At 70.5% G+C, this 21,543-nt stretch carries 20 protein-coding genes; all 20 read left to right on the forward strand.

Annotation, left to right across the window (positions count from 1 at the left end; translation table 11 throughout):
- Positions 1-40 precede the first annotated feature (40 nt).
- The 20 genes from J2X55_RS08105 to J2X55_RS08200 all read left to right on the forward strand — a co-directional run bounded on the left by J2X55_RS08105 (position 41) and on the right by J2X55_RS08200 (position 21,538).
- Complete coding sequence (locus J2X55_RS08105) at positions 41-691, forward strand: amino acid ABC transporter permease (protein ID WP_115920344.1); 651 nt, start codon at positions 41-43, stop codon at positions 689-691.
- Positions 688-1,602, forward strand: coding sequence for an amino acid ABC transporter permease (locus J2X55_RS08110; protein WP_181906552.1), 915 nt, complete (start codon positions 688-690; stop codon positions 1,600-1,602). Before J2X55_RS08105 ends, J2X55_RS08110 begins: the two co-directional genes overlap by 4 nt.
- Before the next feature lie 50 nt (positions 1,603-1,652).
- The gene (gene pheS / locus J2X55_RS08115) at positions 1,653-2,693 is read left to right on the forward strand and encodes a phenylalanine--tRNA ligase subunit alpha (RefSeq protein WP_115920348.1); all 1,041 of its coding nucleotides are present in this window, start codon (positions 1,653-1,655) and stop codon (positions 2,691-2,693) included.
- Positions 2,693-5,203 carry a phenylalanine--tRNA ligase subunit beta gene (gene pheT / locus J2X55_RS08120; RefSeq protein WP_309822821.1) on the forward strand — a complete coding sequence of 837 codons (2,511 nt, stop codon included), beginning with the start codon at positions 2,693-2,695 and terminating at the stop codon, positions 5,201-5,203. The genes pheS and pheT overlap by 1 nt, the downstream gene beginning before the upstream one ends.
- Positions 5,204-5,775: 572 nt before the next feature.
- Entirely contained in the window at positions 5,776-6,825 is a 1,050-nt protein-coding gene (gene argC, locus J2X55_RS08125; protein ID WP_309822822.1) for an N-acetyl-gamma-glutamyl-phosphate reductase, read from the forward strand.
- The gene (gene argJ / locus J2X55_RS08130; RefSeq protein WP_309822823.1) at positions 6,822-7,979 is read left to right on the forward strand and encodes a bifunctional glutamate N-acetyltransferase/amino-acid acetyltransferase ArgJ; all 1,158 of its coding nucleotides are present in this window, start codon (positions 6,822-6,824) and stop codon (positions 7,977-7,979) included. The genes argC and argJ overlap by 4 nt, the downstream gene beginning before the upstream one ends.
- The gene (gene argB, locus J2X55_RS08135) at positions 7,976-8,878 is read left to right on the forward strand and encodes an acetylglutamate kinase (RefSeq protein ID WP_115920356.1); all 903 of its coding nucleotides are present in this window, start codon (positions 7,976-7,978) and stop codon (positions 8,876-8,878) included. Before argJ ends, argB begins: the two co-directional genes overlap by 4 nt.
- Positions 8,875-10,092, forward strand: coding sequence for an acetylornithine transaminase (locus tag J2X55_RS08140; RefSeq protein ID WP_309822825.1), 1,218 nt, complete (start codon positions 8,875-8,877; stop codon positions 10,090-10,092). Before argB ends, J2X55_RS08140 begins: the two co-directional genes overlap by 4 nt.
- Positions 10,089-11,012, forward strand: a complete 924-nt coding sequence (argF, locus tag J2X55_RS08145) for an ornithine carbamoyltransferase (RefSeq protein WP_115920360.1) — start codon at positions 10,089-10,091, stop codon at positions 11,010-11,012. The genes J2X55_RS08140 and argF overlap by 4 nt, the downstream gene beginning before the upstream one ends.
- Positions 11,009-12,163 carry a heparan-alpha-glucosaminide N-acetyltransferase domain-containing protein gene (locus tag J2X55_RS08150; protein WP_309822827.1) on the forward strand — a complete coding sequence of 385 codons (1,155 nt, stop codon included), beginning with the start codon at positions 11,009-11,011 and terminating at the stop codon, positions 12,161-12,163. Before argF ends, J2X55_RS08150 begins: the two co-directional genes overlap by 4 nt.
- A gap of 9 nt (positions 12,164-12,172) precedes the next feature.
- Positions 12,173-13,603, forward strand: a complete 1,431-nt coding sequence (gene argH, locus J2X55_RS08155; protein WP_309822828.1) for an argininosuccinate lyase — start codon at positions 12,173-12,175, stop codon at positions 13,601-13,603.
- Positions 13,604-13,654: 51 nt separating this feature from the next.
- Positions 13,655-14,302 (forward strand): SatD family protein, encoded by a 648-nt coding sequence (locus J2X55_RS08160; protein ID WP_115920366.1) that lies wholly within the window; start codon positions 13,655-13,657, stop codon positions 14,300-14,302.
- Positions 14,299-15,012: a hypothetical protein gene (locus J2X55_RS08165; protein WP_309822829.1), complete on the forward strand. Its 714-nt coding sequence runs from the start codon at positions 14,299-14,301 to the stop codon at positions 15,010-15,012. Before J2X55_RS08160 ends, J2X55_RS08165 begins: the two co-directional genes overlap by 4 nt.
- A gap of 66 nt (positions 15,013-15,078) precedes the next feature.
- Positions 15,079-15,969, forward strand: a complete 891-nt coding sequence (locus J2X55_RS08170) for a DUF2510 domain-containing protein (protein ID WP_309822830.1) — start codon at positions 15,079-15,081, stop codon at positions 15,967-15,969.
- 53 nt (positions 15,970-16,022) lie between these two features.
- Positions 16,023-17,336: a tyrosine--tRNA ligase gene (tyrS, locus tag J2X55_RS08175; protein ID WP_309822831.1), complete on the forward strand. Its 1,314-nt coding sequence runs from the start codon at positions 16,023-16,025 to the stop codon at positions 17,334-17,336.
- 1 nt (position 17,337) lies between these two features.
- Positions 17,338-18,120, forward strand: a complete 783-nt coding sequence (locus J2X55_RS08180) for a DUF4184 family protein (RefSeq protein ID WP_309822832.1) — start codon at positions 17,338-17,340, stop codon at positions 18,118-18,120.
- A 267-nt stretch (positions 18,121-18,387) separates the two neighbouring features.
- On the forward strand, positions 18,388-19,290 hold the full coding sequence (locus tag J2X55_RS08185; protein ID WP_056227506.1) for a ParA family protein: 903 nt from the start codon (positions 18,388-18,390) through the stop codon (positions 19,288-19,290).
- On the forward strand, positions 19,274-20,170 hold the full coding sequence (locus tag J2X55_RS08190) for a ScpA family protein (protein WP_309822833.1): 897 nt from the start codon (positions 19,274-19,276) through the stop codon (positions 20,168-20,170). The genes J2X55_RS08185 and J2X55_RS08190 overlap by 17 nt, the downstream gene beginning before the upstream one ends.
- A complete protein-coding gene (gene scpB, locus J2X55_RS08195; RefSeq protein ID WP_309822834.1) occupies positions 20,160-20,765 on the forward strand; it encodes an SMC-Scp complex subunit ScpB in 606 nt (201 codons plus the stop codon). The genes J2X55_RS08190 and scpB overlap by 11 nt, the downstream gene beginning before the upstream one ends.
- Positions 20,762-21,538, forward strand: coding sequence for a pseudouridine synthase (locus tag J2X55_RS08200; RefSeq protein ID WP_309822835.1), 777 nt, complete (start codon positions 20,762-20,764; stop codon positions 21,536-21,538). Before scpB ends, J2X55_RS08200 begins: the two co-directional genes overlap by 4 nt.
- Positions 21,539-21,543 lie beyond the last annotated feature (5 nt).

Here is a 21,543-nt window from a genome sequence, read left to right on the forward strand (position 1 = left end):
CCACCCGACGAGTACGACGAGAGAGAACGGACAGCGTACGGTGAACCAGATCTTCGACTACCCCGACCTGTGGGCGCAGGCGCTGTGGGGGACGGTCGTGCTCTTCGTGGGCGGCGGCCTGATCGCGCTCGTGCTCGGCTTCATCGTCGCGGCCATGCGCGTATCGCCCGTGCCCATCGCCCGCGGCGTCGGCGCGGTGTACGTGAACTGGATCCGCAACACCCCGCTCACGTTGGTGCTGTTCTTCTTCGCGTTCTGCGTGCCGTTGCTCGTCGACGTGCCGCGCGGCAGCTTCCTCGCCCTCGCCGTGTGCGGCCTCGGCATCTACACCGCGACGTACGTCGCCGAGACGCTGCGCTCCGGCATCAACACCGTGCCCGTCGGCCAGGCCGAGGCGGCACGCGCACTGGGCCTCGGCTTCGGCCAGGTGATGACCCTCGTGGTCCTCCCGCAGGCGACCCGATCGGTCATCCCCCCGATGATGAGCGTCTTCATCGCCCTCCTCAAGAACACCACCGTCGCGGCCGGCTTCTCGGTCGTCAATCTCGGCAACATCCGAGCGACGATGAGCGAGAACGGCGAGAACCAGCTCGTCACCATCCTTCTGGTGATGGCGGTCTTCGTCATCCTGGTCCTGCTGCTCGCAGCCCTGCAGAACGCGGCCGAGAAGAAGTGGAAGGTCGTCCGATGAGCTCCTCCGTCCTCTATGACGTGCCGGGCCCCCGCGCACAGCTGCGCAATCGCATCCTCGGCGTCGTCACCCTCGTCCTCGTCGCCGCCGTCATCGGCTTCGTCGTCTGGCGTTTCATCGACACCGGGCAGTTCTCGGCGGCCAAGTGGAACGTCTTCAGCTACAGCGCGATCTGGGAGCGTTTCGGTCAGGCGACGCTCGCGACCCTCGCCGCCTTCGCCGTGGCGGCGATCGGTGCCCTCGTTCTCGGCTTCATCCTGGCCATCGGTCGCATGTCCGACCACCGGTGGGTGCGCCTTCCCGTCGGCTGGGTCGTCGAACTGCTCCGCGCCGTGCCCGTCCTCGTGTTCATGCTGCTGCTGTACTACGGCCTGCCCGTCATCGGCATCAAGATGTCGTCGTACTGGGCCGTCGTCATCGCGCTGATCCTCTACAACGGCTCGGTGCTGTCCGAAGTCATCCGCGCGGGCGTCGAGGCGCTGCCGCGCGGCCAGAGCGAGGCCGGCTACGCCGTGGGCCTGCGCAAGGCCGGCGTGATGCGCCTCGTCCTGCTCCCGCAGGCGATCCGCGCCATGCTGCCCGTGATCATCGCCCAGCTCGTGGTGACGCTGAAAGACACCGCCCTCGGCTTCATCATCACCTACCCCGAACTCCTGTACTTCGCGCGCCTGCTCGGCTCGAACGGCGAGTACGGGTCGCCGCTGATCCCGGCCGCGATGGTCGCCAGCGTCATCTACGTCGCGATGTGCCTCGCGCTGTCGTACACCGCGCACCGCGTCGAGATCGGTCTGCGCCGGTCGCCGAAGGGCGGCACCGTCGCCCCCGCCGAGCCGGCGGGTCAGACCGGCACCGACACCGAGCTGATCGTCGCTCAGCGCGGTCTCGGTAAGTACGACTCGCACGGTCTGTGAGCGACCGACGGGCGGGGGAGTGTCCCCGCCCGTCGGTAGACTCTCATCTCGTGTCCGACGCACCCGAGATCACCCCCGAGGCTGTCGCCTCCGCGGTCGATGACGCGCTTGCCGCCATCGCCGCCGCCGCGACCACAGCCGAGCTGAAGTCCGCCCGTTCCGCCCACACGGGGGAGCAATCCTCTCTCGCGAAGCTCAACGCCCAGATGCGCAGCGTCGCCCCCGAGCAGAAGGCCGCCTTCGGCAAGCTCGTCGGGCAGGCCCGCGGTCGGGTGAATCAGGCGCTCGCCGCCCGCGAGAGCGAGCTGGCCGAAGCCGAGACCGCCGCGCAGCTCGAGGCCGAGCGCATCGACGTCACGGCGCTGCCGCAGCGCGCCCGCGTCGGGGCTCGGCATCCGATCTCGCTCCTGCAGGAGCAGGTGTCCGACATCTTCGTCGGCATGGGCTGGGAGATCGCGGAGGGCCCCGAGCTCGAGCACGAGTGGTTCAACTTCGACGCGCTCAACTTCGACGTCGACCACCCCGCGCGCCAGATGCAGGACACCTTCTTCGTCGACCCGGTCGCGCGTCACCTCGTTCTGCGCACGCACACCAGCCCGGTGCAGGTGCGGTCGATGCTCGAGCGCGACCTGCCGATCTACGTGCTCTGCCCCGGCCGGGTGTACCGCACTGACGAGTTCGACGCGACCCACCTGCCGGTGTTCACGCAGTTCGAGGGTCTGGTCGTCGACAAGAACATCACGATGGCCCACCTGAAGGGCACGCTCGATCACGCCGCGCGCGTGCTGTTCGGGCCCGAGGCCAAGACGCGCTTCCGCGCGAACTTCTTCCCGTTCACCGAGCCGAGCGCGGAGCTCGACCTGTGGCACCCCACCTTCAAGGGCGGGGCGCGTTGGATCGAGTGGGGCGGCTGCGGAATGGTGAACCCCAACGTCCTGCGGGCGGCCGGCATCGATCCCGAGGAGTACTCGGGCTTCGCCTTCGGCATGGGCATCGAGCGCACGCTCATGTTCCGCAGCGACGTGCAAGACATGCGCGACATGGCCGAGGGCGATGTCCGCTTCAGCGAGCAGTTCGGAATGGTGGTCTGATGCGCGTCCCGCTCTCCTGGTTGCGCGAGTACGTCGACGTGCCCGCCGAGGCCACGCCCGAGGATGTCCTCGCGGCGCTGGTATCGGTCGGCTTCGAAGAAGAAGACGTGCACCGCTTCGAGCTGTCCGGCCCGATCGTGGTCGGTGAGGTGAAGGAGTTCATCCCCGAGCCCCAGTCCAACGGCAAGACCATCCGGTGGTGCCAGGTCGACGTGGGCGCCGAGCACGGGGGAGTGCGCGGCATCGTGTGCGGTGCCTCGAACTTCTTCGAGGGCGACAAGGTCGTCGTGACCCTGCCCGGCTCGGTGCTGCCCGGCCCCTTCCCGATCGCCGCCCGCAAGACCTACGGCCACGTGTCCGACGGCATGATCGCCTCGGCGAAGGAACTGGGTCTCGGCAGCGAGCACAGCGGCATCCTGCGTCTGATCGACCTGGGGATCGATGCTCCCGTCGGAACGGATGCCATCGCCCTGCTGGGTCTCGACGACCTCGCGGTCGAGATCAACGTCACTCCCGATCGCGGTTACGCCCTGTCGCTGCGCGGTGTCGCGCGCGAGTATTCGCATGCGACCGGCGCGGACTTCCGCGATCCGGGTCTCGGTCACGACGATGCGGCGGGGCGCACCCCCTCGGGCTTCCCGCTCACCGTCGCCGACCAGGCGCCGATCCGGGGACGCAACGGCGCCACGGAGTTCGTCGCGCGCATCGTCCGCGATGTCGACCCCTCGCGCCCGACCCCGCCCTGGATGATCACGCGTCTGTCGCTCGCCGGCATCCGCTCGCTCGGGGTGCTCATCGACATCACGAACTACGTCATGCTCGAGCTCGGCCAGCCGATCCACGGCTACGACCTCGACCGGCTGCAGGGCGGCATCACGGTGCGCCGCGCCGCGCAGGGCGAGAAGCTCGAGACCCTCGACGGCCAGGTGCGCACGCTCCACGCCGAGGATCTGTTGATCACCGACGAGTCGGGTCCGATCGGTCTGGCCGGCGTCATGGGCGGCGGCCCCACCGAGATGAGCGATGCCACGCGCAACGTCCTCATCGAGGCGGCGACGTTCGACCAGGTATCGATCGCCCGCACGGCGCGTCGGCACAAGCTGCCGTCCGAGGCGTCGCGGCGCTTCGAGCGCGGCGTCGACCCGCTCGTGCCGTACGTGGCGGCCGAGCGCGTCGCTTCGCTGATGGTCGAGCTCGCCGGCGGCACGCTCGACACCGAGCTCGGCGGGTCGCTCGGTTCGACCTACCGTCGCGAGGCGATCACGCTGCCCGCGGGCTTCGTCCCCGGACTGATCGGCGTCGAGTACACCGACGACGAGATCGTGTCGGCGCTGCGACTCATCGGGTGCACGGTCGAGGAGCGCGACGGCGGATGGTCGGTGACCGCGCCGTCGTGGCGCCACGACCTCAGTGACAAGTGGACGCTCGCCGAAGAGGTCGCGCGCATCGAGGGCTACGACCGGATCCCGTCCGTCCTCCCGACGCCCCCGTCCGGACGCGGCCTCACCGCCGCGCAGCAGGGGCGCCGCCGTGTGGCGAACGCTCTCGCCGCGGCCGGTTTCGTCGAGACGCCGTCCTTCCCGTTCACGACCGAAGAGCAGAACGCCCTGCACGGATCGCCGTCCGGTGACCCGCTGCCGAGTGTCAAGCTCGCGAACCCGCTCGACGGCCTCGCGCCGTTCCTGCGCCGATCGCTGGTCCCCGCCCTGCTGCAGGTCGCCCACCGCAACGTCTCGCGCGGCATCGTCGATCTCGCGCTGTTCGAGACCGGCACGGTCTTCCTCCCGAAGCCCGGCGTGCAATACGGGACCCCGTCCGTACCGCCGCTGGCCGTGCGCCCGGATGCCGCGACGCTCACCGCCCTCGATGCGTCGATCCCGCCGCAGCGTCGTCACGTCGCGGTGCTGCTGACGGGCAACACCGTCGCCAAGCAGCCCGGCCAGCCCGCGATCGCCGCGGACCTCGCCGCGGCCGTCGACGCCGTGCGGGTGCTCACGGCCGCTGCAGGCCTCGACATCGAGCTGGTGCAGGCGCAGCGCGCGGCCCTGCACCCGGGTCGCACCGCCCGCGTGCTCGCCGCGGGCACCGATATCGGCTACGTGGGGGAGCTCCTCCCCGCGGTCGCTGACGCGGCCGATCTGCCCGGGCGCGTGCTCGTGGCCGAACTCGACCTCGACGCCATGCTCGAACTCGCTCACGCTCGAGTGGTCGCGGCATCCCTCTCGGGATTCCCCGCCGCCACGCAGGACGTGTCGTTGACGGTTCCGGCCGACGTGGCCGCCGGAGCGGTGCGTGCCGCGCTGCTCGAGGGCGGGTCTCCGCTGCTCGAGGGAGCCCGGCTCGTCGACGACTACCGCGGCCCCGGTCTCGGAGACGGTACGAAGAGTTTGACGTTCGCTCTGCGGTTCCGCGCCGAAGACCGCACGCTCACCGCGGCCGAGGCGACCGAGGCGAAGCTCGCGGGCGTCGCCGTGGCCGCCGAGCGACTCGGTGCCGCGATTCGCGACTGAGGCGTTCCGTGCGTCTCGGAGCGCCGCCGGCTCACGCCGCGCGGCGCTTCGGCGTTTCCGCCGCGGTCGACGCGACGAATCGCGGGCGGGGTCGAACGGGTGGAGGCGTCGACCGGAAACGCGCCGCACCTCGCCGAGCAGTGGATCGACGATGGTTAGCGCGAGCGAGCGGGCCGACACGGCCACGGGATGTCTCGTGTGCAGGAGAACTGCCCTCATCGCCGGTAAGGGGGCAATCGGAAGTGCCCGGCGATGAGGGCAGGAGCTCCATCATACGATGCGTGTCCCCCATTTGGGGGACACGGCGATCCGGTGCCCGGCTTCTCGTGGGGGAGAGGGCACAGGTGCGGTCGTTGATTTGCCCCTCCACCTCCGCTGCCGATACCCTCGCCACATGTCGTCGATCACCGCACGCACCGAGGAGCTCTTCGTGAGCACCGGTGGCGAGCGTCGACGTCGGGTCGAGCGCCGATTCTCGGCGACCTCGTAACCCGCCATCGGTCGGGCATACGGGCGTCGCCGCCCCGGTTCCTGCTGAATGCAGCACCAGTCCCGACTCGTAAGGTAGATACATGACCCTCTCGGTCGCCGTCTCCGGCGCTTCCGGCTATGCGGGCGGCGAGATCCTCCGCCTCCTGGCCTCTCATCCCGACGTCGAGATCCGCACCGTCACCGCGCACTCCAGCGCGGGACAGCCCCTCGTCACCCACCAGCCGCACCTGCGCTCCCTCGCGCACCTGGTGCTGCAGCCCACGACGCCCGAGGTCCTCGCCGGGCACGATGTCGTGGTCCTCGCCCTCCCGCACGGCCAGTCCGCCCAGTACACCGACGCCCTGGCCGACACGCCGCTCGTGATCGACGCGGGTGCCGACCACCGGCTCACGTCGGCGGAAGACTGGGCGGCGTTCTACGGCGGAGCGCACCCCGACCCGTGGGCGTACGGCGTGCCCGAGCTCCCGGTATCGGGCGGGAAGCAGCGCGAGAACCTCCGCGGGGCGACGCGCATCGCGGCCCCCGGCTGCAACGCGTCGACCGTCGCCCTCTCGCTCGCGCCCGGCGTCGCCGCGGGAGTCATCGACCCCGCCGACATCGTTTCGGTGCTCGCGGTGGGACCCAGCGGTGCCGGGAAGTCGGCGAAGACGAACCTCCTCGCCAGCGAGATCCTGGGTTCCGCGAACCCGTACGCCGTCGGCGGGACGCACCGCCACATCCCCGAGATCCGGCAGGCGCTGATCGCCGCCGGTGCGCCGAGCGACGGCATCCGGCTCTCGTTCACTCCCGTCCTCGTACCGATGTCGCGCGGCATCCTCGCCACCTCGTCCGCCCCGATCCGGGAGGACGCGACCGATGCCGAGATTCGCGACGCCTGGGAGAAGGCCTACGCGGACGAACCCTTCGTCGAGCTGCTCCCCGAGGGGGTGTTCCCGCGCACGGCCGACGTGCTCGGAGCCAACATCGCGTCGATGGGAATCGCGATCGATCGCGCGGCGAACCGGGTGACGGTGGTCGCGGCGGTCGACAATCTCGTCAAGGGCACCGCCGGCGCTGCCGTCCAATCCATGAACCTGGCGCTGGGTCTCGCCGAGACCACCGCCCTCCCCCTGAACGGAGTCGCCCCGTGAGCGTGACCGTGCCCGCAGGATTCGAAGCCGCCGGTGTGGCGGTCGGTCTGAAGTCGACCGGGGCGCGCGACGTCGCCCTCGTGGTGAATCGGGGCCCGCTCAAGGTGGGCGCGGCGGTGTTCACCTCGAACCGCGCCAAGGCCAACCCGATCCTGTGGTCGGAGCAGGTCGTCAAAGACGGCACGATCGAGGCCGTCGTCCTCAACTCGGGCGGGGCCAACTGCTTCACCGGCTCGTTCGGCTTCCAGACGACCCACCAGACCGCCGAGCGCGCCGCCGAGCTCCTCGGCGTCGGAGCGGGCGACGTGGTGGTGTGCTCCACCGGCCTGATCGGCACGGGTGACGAGGTGTTCCGCGCCAAGGTGCTGCAGGGCGTCGACGAGGGCGTGGCCGCTCTGTCGTCCGACGGTGGTGACGACGCGTCGCTCGCGATCATGACCACCGACTCGAAGCCCAAGCGCGCCGTGCACGTCGGCGACGGCTGGTCGATCGGCGGCATGGCGAAGGGGGCGGGCATGCTGGCTCCGGGCCTTGCGACGATGCTCGTGGTCGTCACGACCGACGTCGTCCTCGACGCCGCCGAGGCCGACGCGGCCCTCCGCTCGGCGACGCGGGTGAGTTTCGACCGGCTCGACTCCGACGGCTGCATGTCGACCAACGACCAGGTCACGCTTCTGGCGAGCGGGGCGAGTGGCATCCGCGTGGATGCCGATGAGTTCGCCACGGCGCTCGCCGCGGTGTGCGATGACCTCGCCGCCCAGTTGCAGGGCGATGCCGAGGGGGCGAGCCACGACATCACCATCCGGGTGGTGAACGCCGCGAGCGAGGACGACGCCGTCGAGGTCGGACGGTCGGTCGCGCGCAACAACCTCTTCAAGGCCGCGATCTTCGGCAACGACCCGAACTGGGGCCGCGTTCTCGCCGCGATCGGCACCACCGCGGCCGCCTTCGACCCCTACGACGTGGACGTGTGGATGAACGGGGTGCGCGTTTGCACCGCCGGCGGCCCGGACCGCCCCCGCGAGGACGTCGACCTCACCCCGCGCGCCACCGACCTCGTCATCGACCTGCGGGTCGGGGAGGCGGCGGCGACGATCCGCACGAACGACCTCACGCACGACTACGTCCACGAGAACAGCGCTTACTCCTCATGACTCACGTCGATCTCCAAGACACCGACCCCGCCCAGGCGAGCGAACGGGCGGTCACGCTCGTCGAGTCGCTGCCGTGGGTGCGCAAGTACCGCGACCAGGTCGTGGTGGTGAAGTACGGCGGCAACGCCATGGTCAGCGACGAGTTGCAGGATGCTTTCGCCGCCGACATCGCCTACCTCCGCTACGTCGGCGTGAAGCCCGTCGTCGTTCACGGCGGCGGCCCGCAGATCTCGTCGATGCTGAACCGCCTCGACATCCCGAGCGAATTCCGCGGTGGATACCGCGTGACCTCGACCGAGGCGATCGGTGTGGTGCGCATGGTGCTCACCGGGCAGATCAATCCGCAGCTCGTGGCGAAGGTCAACGCGCACGGCCCGTTGGCCACCGGCCTGAGCGGCGAGGACGCGGGGCTGTTCGGCGGTCGCCGTCGCGGCGTCGTGGTCGACGGTGTCGAGCACGACCTCGGTCGTGTCGGAGACGTCGTCACGGTCGATCCGCAGCCGGTGCTCGACCACCTGGCCGCCGGTCGTGTGCCGATCGTGTCGAGCATCGCACCGGATCTCGACCATCCCGGCACCTCGTTGAACGTGAACGCGGATGCCGCGGCGGCAGCGCTCGCGACGGCCCTCAACGCCAAGAAGCTCGTCGTCCTGACCGACGTCCCCGGGCTCTACGCGGATTGGCCGAACCGCGACTCTCTGGTGTCGCACCTGACCTCGACGGAGCTGCGGGCGATGCTGCCGAAGCTCGAGTCGGGGATGATTCCGAAGATGCAGGCGTGCCTCGATGCCGTCGACGGGGGAGTGCCTACCGCGGCCATCATCGACGGACGCGTGCCGCACTCGGTGCTCGTCGAATTGTTCACCAGCAAGGGAATCGGAACGGAGGTGGTCGCATGACCATCGCAACCTGGCAGGACGACGCCGGACGCGATCTGGTCCGCAGCTTCGGAGATCGCATGGCGCTGTTCGTGCGCGGAGAGGGCGCCTACGTCTGGGACAGCGAGGGCACGAAGTACCTCGACTTCCTCGCGGGCATCGCCGTGAACGCCCTGGGTCACGCGCACCCCGTCTTCGTGAAGGCCCTCACCGATCAGGCCGCCACGCTCGCTCACGTCTCGAATTACTTCGCCACGCCCCCGCAGCTGGCCTTGGCCGCGCGCTTGAAGCGGCTGGCGGGAACGGGGGAGTCGGGCCGGGTGTACTTCGGCAACTCGGGCGCCGAGGCGAACGAGGCGGCGCTCAAGCTCGCGCGTCTGCACGGGCGCGGGACCGACCGCACGCGGGTCCTGACCCTGAAGGGCGGGTTCCACGGCCGCACGATGGGCGCTCTCGCCCTCACCGGCAAGCCCGCGCTGCAGGCGGACTTCCTCCCGATGGTGCCGGGCGTGGAGCACATCGACGCCACCGTCGAGGCTCTCGAGGCCGCGATGGACGAGCGCGTCGCCGCGCTCCTCGTCGAGCCCATCCAGGGTGAGGCCGGGGTCGTCGAGCTGCCCGAGGGGTACCTGCAGGCCGCCCGCGAGATCACCGAGCGCCACGGGGCTCTGCTGATCGTCGACGAGATCCAGACCGGCGCCGGCCGGACGGGCGCCTGGTTCGGCTTCCAGCACGCCGGCATCGTCCCCGACGCGATCACGGTCGCCAAGGGCATCGGCGGCGGCTTCCCGATCGGCGCGCTCGTGACCTTCGGCGCGGCGAGCGACCTGTTCTTCCCCGGCACGCACGGCTCGACCTTCGGCGGCAACGCCCTGGGGACCGCGGTCGGCGGCGCCGTTCTCGAAGAGATCGAGTCGGCCGGACTGGTCGAGAACGCCGCTCGCCGCGAGGCGCAGCTGCGCGAAGGCATCGCCGCTCTGGGTTCGCCGCTGGTCGCGGGAGTGCGCGGTCGCGGTCTGCTGCTCGGTATCGCCCTCACCAGCCCGGTCGCCAAGGCCGTGGTCGCTGCGGCGCAGGAGCACGGCCTCATCGTGAACGCGGCGAACGACACCAGCATCCGGATCGCCCCGCCCCTGACGATCGGGGATGCCGAGGTGTCGGCGTTCCTCGACCTCTTCGGTGCCGCCCTCGCCACCGTCTCCGACGCCCTCATCCTCGAAGGAGCCCCCGCGTGACCCGCCACCTGCTGCGCGACGACGACCTGACCCCGGCCGAGCAGGCCGAGATCCTCGACCTCGCGATCGAGCTGAAGAAGGACCGCTGGGCGCAGAAGCCGCTCGAAGGTCCGCAGACGGTCGCGGTGATCTTCGACAAGTCGTCGACCCGCACGCGCGTCTCGTTCGCGGTCGGTATCGCCGATCTCGGCGGCTCGCCGCTGATCATCTCGACCGCCAACAGTCAGCTGGGCGGCAAGGAGACCCCCTCCGACACCGCGCGCGTGCTCGAGCGTCAGGTCGCCGCGATCGTGTGGCGCACCTACGCTCAGGCGGGTCTCGAAGAGATGGCGCGCGGAACCCGCGTGCCCGTGGTCAACGCGCTCAGCGACGACTTCCACCCGTGTCAGCTGCTCGCCGACCTGCTCACGATCCGCGAGCACAAGGGGGAGCTGGCGGGCCTGACGCTGTCGTTCTTCGGCGACGGGCAGAGCAACATGGCTCACTCGTACGTCCTCGCGGGGGTCACCGCGGGCATGCACGTGCGCGTCGCCGCCCCGGCGGACTACGCCCCGCGCGCCGACGTGATCGCGGATGCCGAGCGGATCGCCGCCGAGACCGGAGGGTCGATCACCCTGCTCAGCGACCCCGAGGCGGCGGCATCCGGAGCCGATGTGGTCGTCACCGACACGTGGGTCTCGATGGGCAAGGAGGAGGAGAAGATCGCGCGCATTCGCGACCTGGGCGGCTTCAAAGTCACCAGCGATCTCATGACGCGCGCCGACGACGACGCGATCTTCATCCACTGCCTGCCCGCCGACCGCGGCTACGAGGTCGACGCCGAGGTCATCGACGGTCCGCAGAGTGTCGTCTGGGATGAGGCCGAGAACCGTCTGCACGCCCAGAAGGCGCTCCTGGTGTGGCTTCTGCGTCAGCAGTGACCTCTTCGCCGCTCGGCCGAGCCTGGTCCCGTTTCGACGGACCGGGCCGGCTGGTCGGCGTGGATCTCGCGCGGGGGCTGGCCGTCCTGGGCATGCTCGCCGCGCACCTGCTCGAGACCGAGCGCACCCTGACGCCGGATCCGAGCACGTGGGTCACCCTGGTGAACGGTCGCTCGTCGATCCTGTTCGCGGTGCTCGCGGGGGTCTCGATCGCCCTCGTCACGGGTGGGCCGCGACCGCTCGCCCCGCACCGACGCCCGCGCGCGGCGGCGCGTCTGGCCCTGCGCGGTGCCCTGCTCTGGGTGATCGGCCTGCTCCTGGTCATGACGGGCGTGCCGGTGTACGTCATCCTCCCCGCCTACGCGCTGCTGTTCGTGCTGGCGTTGCCGTTCCTCGGCATGCGTGCGCGTGATCTGTTCCTGACCGCCGGCGTGCTCGCGATCGTCATGCCGTGGATCCAGCCCGTCCTCGACGCCGCGCCCGTGTGGCAGGGGCCGGCGGGCGCCGAACTCGAGGCCGCGGTGGGCTGGGCATACCCGTTCACGGTGTGGATCGCCTTCCTGCTGGCGGGCATGGGTGTGGGTCGACTCGACCTGCGCAGTGTGGCTGATCAGGGGCTGCTCGCCCTGGCGGGTCTGTCGCTCGCGCTCGCCGGGTACGGGTTCGCCCTCGCCACGGCCCCGATCGCGGCGGGCGATCCGTATCTTTCCGCGGTGCTGACCGCCGAGGACCACTCCTCGGGGCTGTGGGAGGTGATCGGGTCCGGCGGCTTCGCGCTGCTGACGATCGGTGTATGCCTGTTGCTGTGCCGCACGCCGGTGCGGTGGGTCGCCGTCCCGCTGCGCGCGGTGGGCTCGATGCCACTGACCGCGTACGTCCTGCAGCTCGTGGTGTGGGCCATCGTCGCCCAGGTCCTGCTGGGCGACACGTCCGACCTGGTCGGCATCCGCGAGGCGGGGCTGTTCGTCCCTCTGACGCTCGGGCTCCTCGTGGGCTGTACGGTCTGGGCCCTCACGATCGGCCGAGGCCCCCTCGAGATGTTCGTCGACGCCGTGGTGCGCCTCATCGTGGGGCGGGATGCCGCACCCGGAGCGCGCCCATCGGGTGCGGCACCCGTCGCGGACTCCGGCGGTGTCGGCGGCCCTCGGTAGGCTGGAGGCATGAGCAGCGAGACCGGTCAGTCGACGAACGAGGGCGCCCTGTGGGGAGCCCGTTTCTCGGGCGGACCGTCTCCCGAGCTGGCGGCGTTGAGCCGCTCGACCCACTTCGATTGGGATCTCGCGCTCTACGACATCCAGGGTTCGCACGCTCACGCCGCCGCTCTCGAGGCCGCGGGGTATCTCACCGCGGACGAGGCGCGGTCGATGCACGACGGCCTCGACGAACTCGCGGCTCGCGTACAGGACGGCTCGCTCGTCGCCGCCCCCGGCGACGAGGACGTGCACGGTGCTCTCGAGCGCGTGTTGATCGAGACGGTGGGCCCGGCCCTCGGCGGCAAGCTCCGCGCCGGTCGCAGCCGCAACGACCAGATCGCCACGCTCGTGCGGCTGTATCTGCTCGATCACTCGCGCACCCTCACACGAGAGCTGCTGCGTCTCATCGACGCCCTCGTCGCGCAGGCCGAGGCGCACGACACCGCGATCATGCCCGGTCGCACCCACCTTCAGCACGCGCAGCCGGTCCTCGTCGCCCACCATCTGCAGGCATACGGCTGGGCGTTCGTGCGCGGCCTCGAGCGCCTGCGCGACTGGTCGGTCCGTGCCTCGGTCTCGCCCTACGGCGGCGGCGCGCTCGCCGGGGCGACCCTCGGCCTCGACCCGCAGTTGGTCGCCGACCGCCTCGGGTTGGCCCGCCCGGCCGAGAACTCGCTCGACGGCACCGCTTCGCGGGACGTGGTCGCCGAATTCGCGTTCATCACCGCGATGATCGGCGTCGACCTCTCGCGTCTCGCCGAAGACGTGATCCTCTGGAACACCCGCGAGTTCGGTTTCGTCACCCTCGACGATTCGTACTCGACCGGCTCGAGCATCATGCCGCAGAAGAAGAATCCCGACATCGCCGAGCTCGCACGCGGCAAGGCCGGTCGCCTGATCGGCAATCTGTCGGGTCTGATGGCGACGCTCAAGGGCCTGCCGCTGGCGTACAACCGCGACCTGCAGGAAGACAAAGAGCCGGTCTTCGACTCGGTGCGCACGCTCGAGCTCGTGCTGCCCGCGTTCTCGGGCATGATCGCCACGCTCCGGTTCCACACCGACCGCATGGCCGAGCTCGCTCCGCAGGGTTTCTCGCTCGCGACCGATGTCGCCGAGTGGCTCGTGCGTCAGGGTGTGGCCTTCCGCGATGCCCACGAGATCTCCGGAGCCCTGGTGCGGGCGTGCGAGGAACGCGAGATCGGGCTCGAAGACGCCGATGACGCCCTGCTCGCTTCGGTATCGTCCGAGCTCACCCCGCGGGTGCGCGAGGTGTTGACGATCGAGGGATCGGTGTCGAGCCGCACGGGAGTCGGCGGCACCGCGCCGGACCGCGTCCGCGAACAGCGCGAAGAACTGGTCGCTCGGGCTCAGTCGGCGTCCTGCTCGCTCATCGGCTGAATATCAGCTGATCGCTTATCAAATTAAGATTATAAGCGTTAGGCTTATTTCATGACCGTCGCGGTGATCGCCGACATCGTCGCCTCCCGGCGGCTGGACGACCGCGCCGGCGCGCAGCGATCGATCGTCGACGCGGTGCAGACGGTCCAGCGCGATCTGCCCGTCGCGGCAGCCCCCCTCGCGCCGGTGGTGGGCGATGAACTGCAGGGCGAGTACGACAACCTCTCGGGAGCCCTGGCTTCGTTGCTGCTGCTGCGCCTGGCCCTGCCCGATGACGTCGACTGCCGCTTCGGAGTAGGCGTGGGGGAGGTGCGGCCCATCGAGCTCGCCGACCGCACGGTTCCCGAGGGGCCGGCCTGGTGGGCTGCGCGAGAAGCCATCGACCACATCGAACGGCTGCAGCAGCGCGCCGCGCCGCTCGCACGAACCTGGATCGTTCTCGCCGAAGGGCAGGATGCCACCATGACCGAGACCGTCGCTCTCGCCCGCGCCTACGCCCTCGGCCGCGACCAGCTGGTGTCGGCCATGAGCGAGAGGTCGCGCCGACTGACCTACGGGCGCTGCGTCGGCCGCTCCCAGCGCGAACTCGCCGACGCCGAGGGAATCAGCCAGTCCGCGGTCTCTCAGGCTCTCGCCACCGCCGGCGCCGCCGCCCTCGTCGAGGGCTTCGGAGCCCTCACCGCGGAGGTGCGCGCATGATCGCGGCCGGTCTCCTCCTGCTCGCGGTCGGAGCGGTCGACCTCATCCGCCAGATGATCCGCACGAGACGTTGGCCGGCCTTCGCCGTGGCATCCGTCCTTCTCGTCCTCGTCTCGGCCGGGTTGGATGCCGTGATTGCGGGGCTCCTCGCCGTCGCCGTCGCCGCCATCTGGACGTGGGTCGTGCCCGAAGACGGTCCCGCTCGCGCGGGGCTGTGGCCGGTCGCCCTGCTCGCGCTCGCCGCCGCGGCGTGCGTGGTCGTCGCGCCGGGCCGCGAGCGGCCGGGCCTGCTCGGCGAAGCGTGGGCCGCGTATCGACCGGGGGCGTCCGTGTCGATCGACGTCGCCGTCCTCGTCGTCGGGTGCCTCGTGTTCCTGCTGGAGTCGGGCAACGCGGTGGTGCGCATCGCGCTGCGCTCCGAGATGGGCGGGCGCGTCGCCGACGCCGAGGGTGACGCGGTACCGACCCTCAAGGGCGGTCGTCTGATCGGTCCGCTCGAACGCATCCTCGTCTTCGTGTTGACGCTCACCGGCGCCTACACCTTGCTCGCCGCGGTGCTCGCGGCGAAGGGGATCGTGCGCTTCCCCGAGATCTCGCGCGATCGCGACGACGGCGACCGCGCGGAGTACTTCCTCATCGGCAGCCTTGTCAGCTGGGTCACGTCGCTGGCCGTGGCGTTCCTCGTGTGGTGGGGCGTGCACGCGCGCTGAGGCGCCTTGTGACGGGTGCGGAAGGGACCGATACGGTCGAGGGACATCACCGGGGGAGATGAGTCCATGAACGCTGCAGCGGGTTGGTACGACGCGGGAACGCCGGGGCGCGCCCGCTGGTGGGATGGCACGCAATGGACGACGCACGAAGCGCCGGTGCCGGCCGCGGCCCCGGCGGGTGTGCCGGGCCAGCCCCTCGCGGCGCCCCGACCGGCAGGGCCGCCCCCGGGCTGGTACCCGACGACGGCGGGGGAGCTGCGCTGGTGGGACGGCCGCATCTGGACGGGCTCGCGCGTGCGCGGCGGCACGGCCGGGATCGACTGGGCCACCCTCGAGCAGCCGGTCCTCGGCTGGATCGCGGGCGGACTCTTCCTCTTCACCGCCCTCGTCTACGCGCTATCGGGAATGCTCGCCCGCAATCCGACGATCTTGCCGCTTCTCTTCGTCGCGCTGTCGGCGCTGTGGTTGGCGATGGCCGCGCAGAGCACGCGCGTGCGACGTCTGCCGACGCCGGTCGGAGATCCGGTCGCCTCCGACCACCTGCGACCTCTGCCCGGTGACGTCGAGGGACCCGGCGCGGGGTGGTATCCGATCCGTCACGCCGCCCATCGGTGGTGGACGGGTAAGAGGTGGGGGGCCTACCTCTCGACGCGATACGGCGTGCGCCCCACCTTCCACGCCGAGCGATCGTTTCGCACCCTGCGTGTCGTGATGACCGTGTTGGCGGCGCTCACGAGCGCGGCGGTCCTCATCGGGATCGTCCTCGTCGTGATCGCCGTCGGTTCCGTACAAGCCGCCATCGGGTGGCTGTTGACGGTGTGCGCGGTCGTGTTCGGTGCCGTCATCGCCGTCATCTGGGTGGTGTCTCGCGCGCAGACCCGCCTCCTGCTGCTCCCGACGGAACCGCCCGCCGCCCCCGCCCCCGCCACCGGCCAGCCGCCGCAGCGAGAGCGGTGAGCGCCCGGGGGCCGGCATCCGGAGTCGGACACCCCCGCTGGTACCCTGAACCGGTGTCTGCCTCCACCGACGCGGCGCCCGTGAGCGCCCTCGCCCCCGCCATCGACCCGACCTTCGACAATGTCTGGGACGAGTTCGTCTATCGCGGTCTGGTGCACGTCTCGACCGACGAGGGCGAGCTGCGCGAACTCCTCGGCGGAGAGCCCATCACGTTCTACTGCGGCTTCGACCCGACCGCGCCGAGCCTGCACCTGGGCAACCTCGTGCAGCTGCTCACGATGCGTCGTCTGCAGCTCGCCGGTCACCGCCCGCTCGGGCTCGTCGGCGGATCGACCGGTCTGGTCGGCGACCCCCGCCCCACGGCGGAGCGCACGCTGAACGCCCGCGAGACCGTCGAGGAGTGGGTGGGCAAGCTCCGCCTGCAGGTCGAGCGCTTCCTCAGCTTCGAGGGCGAGAACCCCGCTCGCATCGTGAACAACCTGGACTGGACGGCGCCGCTCAGCGCCATCGACTTCTTGCGCGACATCGGCAAGTACTTCCGCGTCGGCACGATGCTGAAAAAGGATGCCGTCAGCGCGCGCCTGAACTCCGAGGCGGGGATCAGCTACACCGAGTTCAGCTACCAGATCCTGCAGGGGCTCGACTACCTCGAGCTGTACCGCCAGTACGGCTGCGTGCTGCAGACCGGCGGAAGCGATCAGTGGGGCAACCTCACCAGCGGCACCGACCTGGTGCGCCGCGCCGAGGGTGTCTCGGTGCACGCCATCGGGACGCCGCTGATCACGAACAGCGACGGCACGAAGTTCGGCAAGAGCGAGGGCAACGCCATCTGGCTCGATGCCGACATGTGCAGCCCGTGGGTGATGTACCAGTTCTGGCTCAACACCGACGACCGTGACGTGATCGAGCGTCTCAAGGTGTTCACGTTCCTCACGCGCGCCGAGATCGAGGAGTACGAGACCCTCGTCGAGACGGAGCCGTTCCGCCGCGCCGCCCAGAAGCGTCTCGCCCGCGAGGTGCTGACGACCGTGCACGGGGTGGAGGCCACCGAGGCGGTCATCGCGGCGACCGAGGCGTTGTTCGGCCAGGGCGATGTGACCGTGCTCGACGCCGCGGTTCTGCGCAGCGCCCTCGAGGAACTGCCGCACGCGACCGTCGCGGCCGGAGCCACCGTGGTCGAGGCGCTCACCGCCACGGGCCTGTGCGCGAGCCTCAGCGAGGCGCGTCGCGCCATCTCGCAGGGCGGCGTCTCGCTCGACGGCGAGAAGGTCACCAGCGACGAGGCGGTCGTCGAGGGTACGCTCCCCGGCGGTGTCTCGGTTCTCCGCCGCGGCAAGAAGACGCTCGCGGGTCTGTTCCTCAGCTGACATGCCGTTCACGCCGAGCCACGCCGTCGTCGCGCTGCCCTTCCTGCGCACGCGGCTGGTTCCGGCGGCGATCGCGGTCGGGGCGATGACCCCCGACCTGCCGCTGTTCCTGCGGGGCATGCTGCCCGATTACGGCATGACACACGATTTCGCGTGGGTCCCTCTCACGACCGTCGTGGCGTTCGTGCTGCTGCTGGTGTGGCGGTGCGTGCTGCGCCCGGCCACGCGCGAGCTGGTGCCCCGTGCGGCGGCGGAGCGCCTGCCCGCGGAGTGGGATGCCGGAGCCGCCGCGGCGGCGAGAGCGAGCGTGAGCGGGGGTGTCGTCGGCATCCTGTGGCTCGGGCTGTCGCTCGCGCTCGGCGTGGCCTCGCACATCGCGTGGGACCTGCTGACCCACGAGGGTCGCACCGGCACGCAGCTGTTCCCGGCGCTCGATGAGTTGTGGGGGCCGCTGCCGGGCGTGAAGTGGCTGCAGTACGGTTCGAGCGGCTTCGGTCTGATCGCACTAGCGGTGTTCGCGCTGGTGTGGCTGTCGAAGCGGCGGCCGGCTTCTGTGCGACGCGTGCTTCCGGATGCCGTGCGGTGGGCGTGGTGGGTCTCGCTCCCCGTGGCGCTGGTCGTCGCCGTGGTCGCGGCGCTCGCCGTGGAGGGCGGGTTCGACGCGGACTACACCCCCACGCACCTCGTCTACGGCGTGCTGGTGAAGGTCGCGGCGGGCTGGGGCGTGGCGACGCTGCTGCTGGCCGTGCTGGTGCAGATGCGGCGGCGCGCGGCGGTCACGTAGCCCAGCGAGCGCCCGGCTCCGGTCGGGCGGGGGCGTGGCGGTGGCTGTGCCCGTCGAGGGCTCCGCGGGCGTGCGGTCTCGGTTCCATCGACGAGCCCCGGGACCTGGGGGCGGCCTGCGCCGAGGACGTACGCGATCGTCGAGAACGCACGCGTTTGTCGCCCAACGAGTGCGGCCTCGGTGAACACGTGCGGTCTCGGCGGGCAACGCCCCCGCCCGCGGGTCTCACGGGCGCGGCGGCGGGCGGCGGCTAGACTCGACGACGTTATGACGAAGGCGGGAGACTCGGTGTCGGCGAGCACAAAGGGCCAGAAGACGGGCGCAGACGAGGTCATCCTCGGACCCACCGGTCGCCCCTACCAGGGGTTCCCCACCCCGAAGCCGCTCGACAGTCACGGCCCCGCCCGCATCATCGCCCTCTGCAATCAGAAGGGCGGCGTCGGAAAGACGACCACCACCATCAACCTGGCGGCTTCGCTCGCCGGGTACGGCCGTCGCGTGCTCGCGATCGACTTCGACCCGCAGGGTGCGCTGTCGGCGGGTCTCGGCATCCAGACGCACGACGTGCCGACGATCTACGATCTGCTGCTCGACACCAAGCGCGACCCGCGCGAGGTCATCGTCTCGACGCGCGTCGAGGGTCTCGACATCCTGCCCGCCAACATCGACCTGTCGGCGGCCGAGGTGCACCTGGTCAACGAGGTCGCTCGCGAGACGATCCTCGCCCGGGTCCTGCGCAAGGTCGCGGCCGACTACGACGTCATCCTCATCGACTGCCAGCCCTCGCTCGGTCTGCTCACCGTCAACGCGCTGACCGCGGCGCACGGCGTGCTGATTCCGCTCGAGTGCGAGTTCTTCGCGCTGCGCGGTGTCGCCCTGCTCGTCGAGACGATCGACAAGGTGCGCGACCGCCTCAATCCCGCGATCGAGCTCGACGGCGTCCTCGCCACGATGTACGACCCCCGCACGCTGCACTCGCGCGAGGTGCTCGAGCGTGTGGTCGAGGCGTTCGGCGACGACGTCCTCGAGACGGTCATCGGTCGCACGGTGAAGTTCCCCGATGCCTCGGTCTCGGGCATGCCGATCACGGAGTTCGCGCCCGAGCACGCCGCCGCCCAGGCCTACCTGCGGCTGGCGCGGGAGCTGGTCGCCCGTGGCGCCGTCGCCTGACGACACCCTCGCCGCCGACGCATCGGCGCCCGGCGGGCTCGGCCCCCACGCCTCCGAGGTCGCACAGCCCGACTCCGCCGAAGGGACCGCGACCGACGCCCCGGGCTTCCGCGTCACGCTCCCCGTCTTCGACGGCCCGTTCGACCTGCTCCTCACCCTCATCTCGCGCGCCGAGCTCGACATCACCGAGGTCGCGCTGAGCCGCGTCACCGATGAGTTCATCGCGTATCTGCGCGAGATGGGTCCCGAGAGTGACCTCGACGAGGCCTCGGAGTTCCTCGTCGTCGCCGCGACCCTCCTGGACATGAAGATCGCCGGTCTCCTCCCGCAGGGGGAGCTGGTGGATGCCGAGTCGGTGGCGCTCCTCGAGGCGCGCGACCTGCTGTTCGCACGCCTGCTGCAATACCGTGCTTTCAAGGAGGTGTCGGCGTGGTTCGCCCGGTGCCTGCAGCGCGAGGACAAGCGGCACACGCGCACCGTCCGGCTCGACGAGAAGTACCGCAGCGCCGTGCCCGAGCTGAAATGGACGCTCAGCGCCGACGACTTCGCCGCGCTGGCCGTCGTCGCCTTCGCACCCAAGCAGATCCCGACCGTGGGCCTCGACCACCTGCACGCGCCGCTCGTGAGCATCCGCGAGCAGGCCGCGATCGTGGTGACCCTGCTGCGGTCCGCGGGAACCCTGAACTTCCGCGACCTCGTCGCCGGCGTGACCGAGACCGGGGTCGTCGTCGCGCGGTTCCTGTCGATCCTCGAGCTCTACCGCCACGCGGCGCTGTCGTTCGAGCAGCTCGAACCGCTGGGGGAGCTGACGCTGCGCTGGACCGCCGAGAGGTGGTCGGAAGAGAACCTCGCCGCCCTGGGAGCAGACTATGACCGCTGACGCCACCGCGCCGGAGCCGCCCGCACGCGCGAGCGACCCGGCATCCGTCGCCCGTCGTCTCGAGGCGATCCTGCTGGTCCTCGACGAGCCGCAGAGCCTCGTGAGCCTCGCCGCCGCCGTGGGGGCGCCCGTCCCGGCCGTCCGCCAGGCCGTCGAGGCGCTGGTCGCGGACTACGACGGGCAGACCGGGGGACCGGTGCGCGGCTTCGAGCTCCGCGAGGTCGGCGGCGGCTGGCGCCTGTACGTGCGCGAGGAGTACGACGAGGTCGTCGGCGAGTTCGTGAACACCCAGACGCCCACGCGCCTCTCTCAGGCCGCGCTCGAGACCCTGGCCGTCATCGCGTACAAGCAGCCCGTCACGCGCGGGCAGGTGGCATCCATCCGCGCGGTCAACGTGGACTCGGTGGTGCGCACGCTGCTGTCGCGCGGGCTCATCACGGAGGCCTTCACCGACTCCGACACGGGCGCGATCCACTACGGAACGACCGACCAGCTGCTGGTCAACCTCGGCATCAACTCGCTCGACGAGCTGCCGCACATCTCGCCGTTGCTCGACGACGGCTCGGACGGATTCGACGGAGAGGTATTGAAATGAGCGACGCTTCGACAGGCTCGGCGAGCGATGAGGGCATCCGCCTGCAGAAGGTGCTGGCGAACCGCGGAGTGGCCTCGCGCCGTGTCGCCGAGCAGATGATCGTCGAGGGACGCGTTCGCGTGAACGGCGTCGTCGTCACCGAGCTCGGTCGGCGCATCCAGCCCGAGACCGACCTCGTCGACGTGGACGGTACGGCCATCCAGCTCGACGAGTCCAAGCGCTACGTCATCCTCAACAAGCCCACCGGCGTCGTCAGCTCCATGAGCGACGACCGCGGCCGCCCCGACCTCCGTCGGTACACGAAGGACTGGGACGAGCGCCTCTACAACGTCGGACGACTGGATGCCGACACGAGCGGCCTGCTCGTCCTCACCAACGACGGCGACCTCGCGCACGTGCTCGCGCACCCCTCGTTCGGGGTGACAAAGGTGTACATCGCCAAGGTCGAGGGACAGGTGCTGCCCCAGACGATCCAGCGCCTCATCAAGGGCGTCGACCTCGAAGACGGGCGGATCGTCGCCGACAAGGCGCGCCTGCTCGACGCCTCCCGGGGTGAGAGTCTGGTCGAGTTGACCCTGCACTCGGGCAAGAACCGGATCGTGCGCCGCATGATGGCGGAGGTCGGTCACCCGGTCGTCGAGCTGGTGCGGCGCCAGTTCGGACCGCTTCACCTGGGAACTCTCCCGGTGGGTAAGGCGCGCGAGTTGACTACAGTAGAACGTGGTGCCCTGCTCACGCTGTCTCGTCGAGACGGCGACGCTCCCGTCGAGTGAGCCTC

The organism is Microbacterium sp. 1154, from assembly GCF_031455375.1.
Classification (GTDB): Bacteria; Actinomycetota; Actinomycetes; order Actinomycetales; family Microbacteriaceae; genus Microbacterium.

What these genes read in the sequence shown, in the direction of transcription:
- J2X55_RS08110 (WP_181906552.1), top strand. Translation starts at nt 688, where the DNA reads ATGAGCTCCTCCGTCCTCTATGACGTGCCGGGCCCCCGCGCACAGCTG.
- pheT (WP_309822821.1), top strand. Translation starts at nt 2,693, where the DNA reads ATGCGCGTCCCGCTCTCCTGGTTGCGCGAGTACGTCGACGTGCCCGCC.
- argC (WP_309822822.1), top strand. Translation starts at nt 5,776, where the DNA reads ATGACCCTCTCGGTCGCCGTCTCCGGCGCTTCCGGCTATGCGGGCGGC.
- argB (WP_115920356.1), top strand. Translation starts at nt 7,976, where the DNA reads ATGACTCACGTCGATCTCCAAGACACCGACCCCGCCCAGGCGAGCGAA.
- J2X55_RS08140 (WP_309822825.1), top strand. Translation starts at nt 8,875, where the DNA reads ATGACCATCGCAACCTGGCAGGACGACGCCGGACGCGATCTGGTCCGC.
- argH (WP_309822828.1), top strand. Translation starts at nt 12,173, where the DNA reads ATGAGCAGCGAGACCGGTCAGTCGACGAACGAGGGCGCCCTGTGGGGA.
- J2X55_RS08160 (WP_115920366.1), top strand. Translation starts at nt 13,655, where the DNA reads ATGACCGTCGCGGTGATCGCCGACATCGTCGCCTCCCGGCGGCTGGAC.
- J2X55_RS08165 (WP_309822829.1), top strand. Translation starts at nt 14,299, where the DNA reads ATGATCGCGGCCGGTCTCCTCCTGCTCGCGGTCGGAGCGGTCGACCTC.
- J2X55_RS08170 (WP_309822830.1), top strand. Translation starts at nt 15,079, where the DNA reads ATGAACGCTGCAGCGGGTTGGTACGACGCGGGAACGCCGGGGCGCGCC.
- J2X55_RS08180 (WP_309822832.1), top strand. Translation starts at nt 17,338, where the DNA reads ATGCCGTTCACGCCGAGCCACGCCGTCGTCGCGCTGCCCTTCCTGCGC.
- J2X55_RS08185 (WP_056227506.1), top strand. Translation starts at nt 18,388, where the DNA reads ATGACGAAGGCGGGAGACTCGGTGTCGGCGAGCACAAAGGGCCAGAAG.
- scpB (WP_309822834.1), top strand. Translation starts at nt 20,160, where the DNA reads ATGACCGCTGACGCCACCGCGCCGGAGCCGCCCGCACGCGCGAGCGAC.
- J2X55_RS08200 (WP_309822835.1), top strand. Translation starts at nt 20,762, where the DNA reads ATGAGCGACGCTTCGACAGGCTCGGCGAGCGATGAGGGCATCCGCCTG.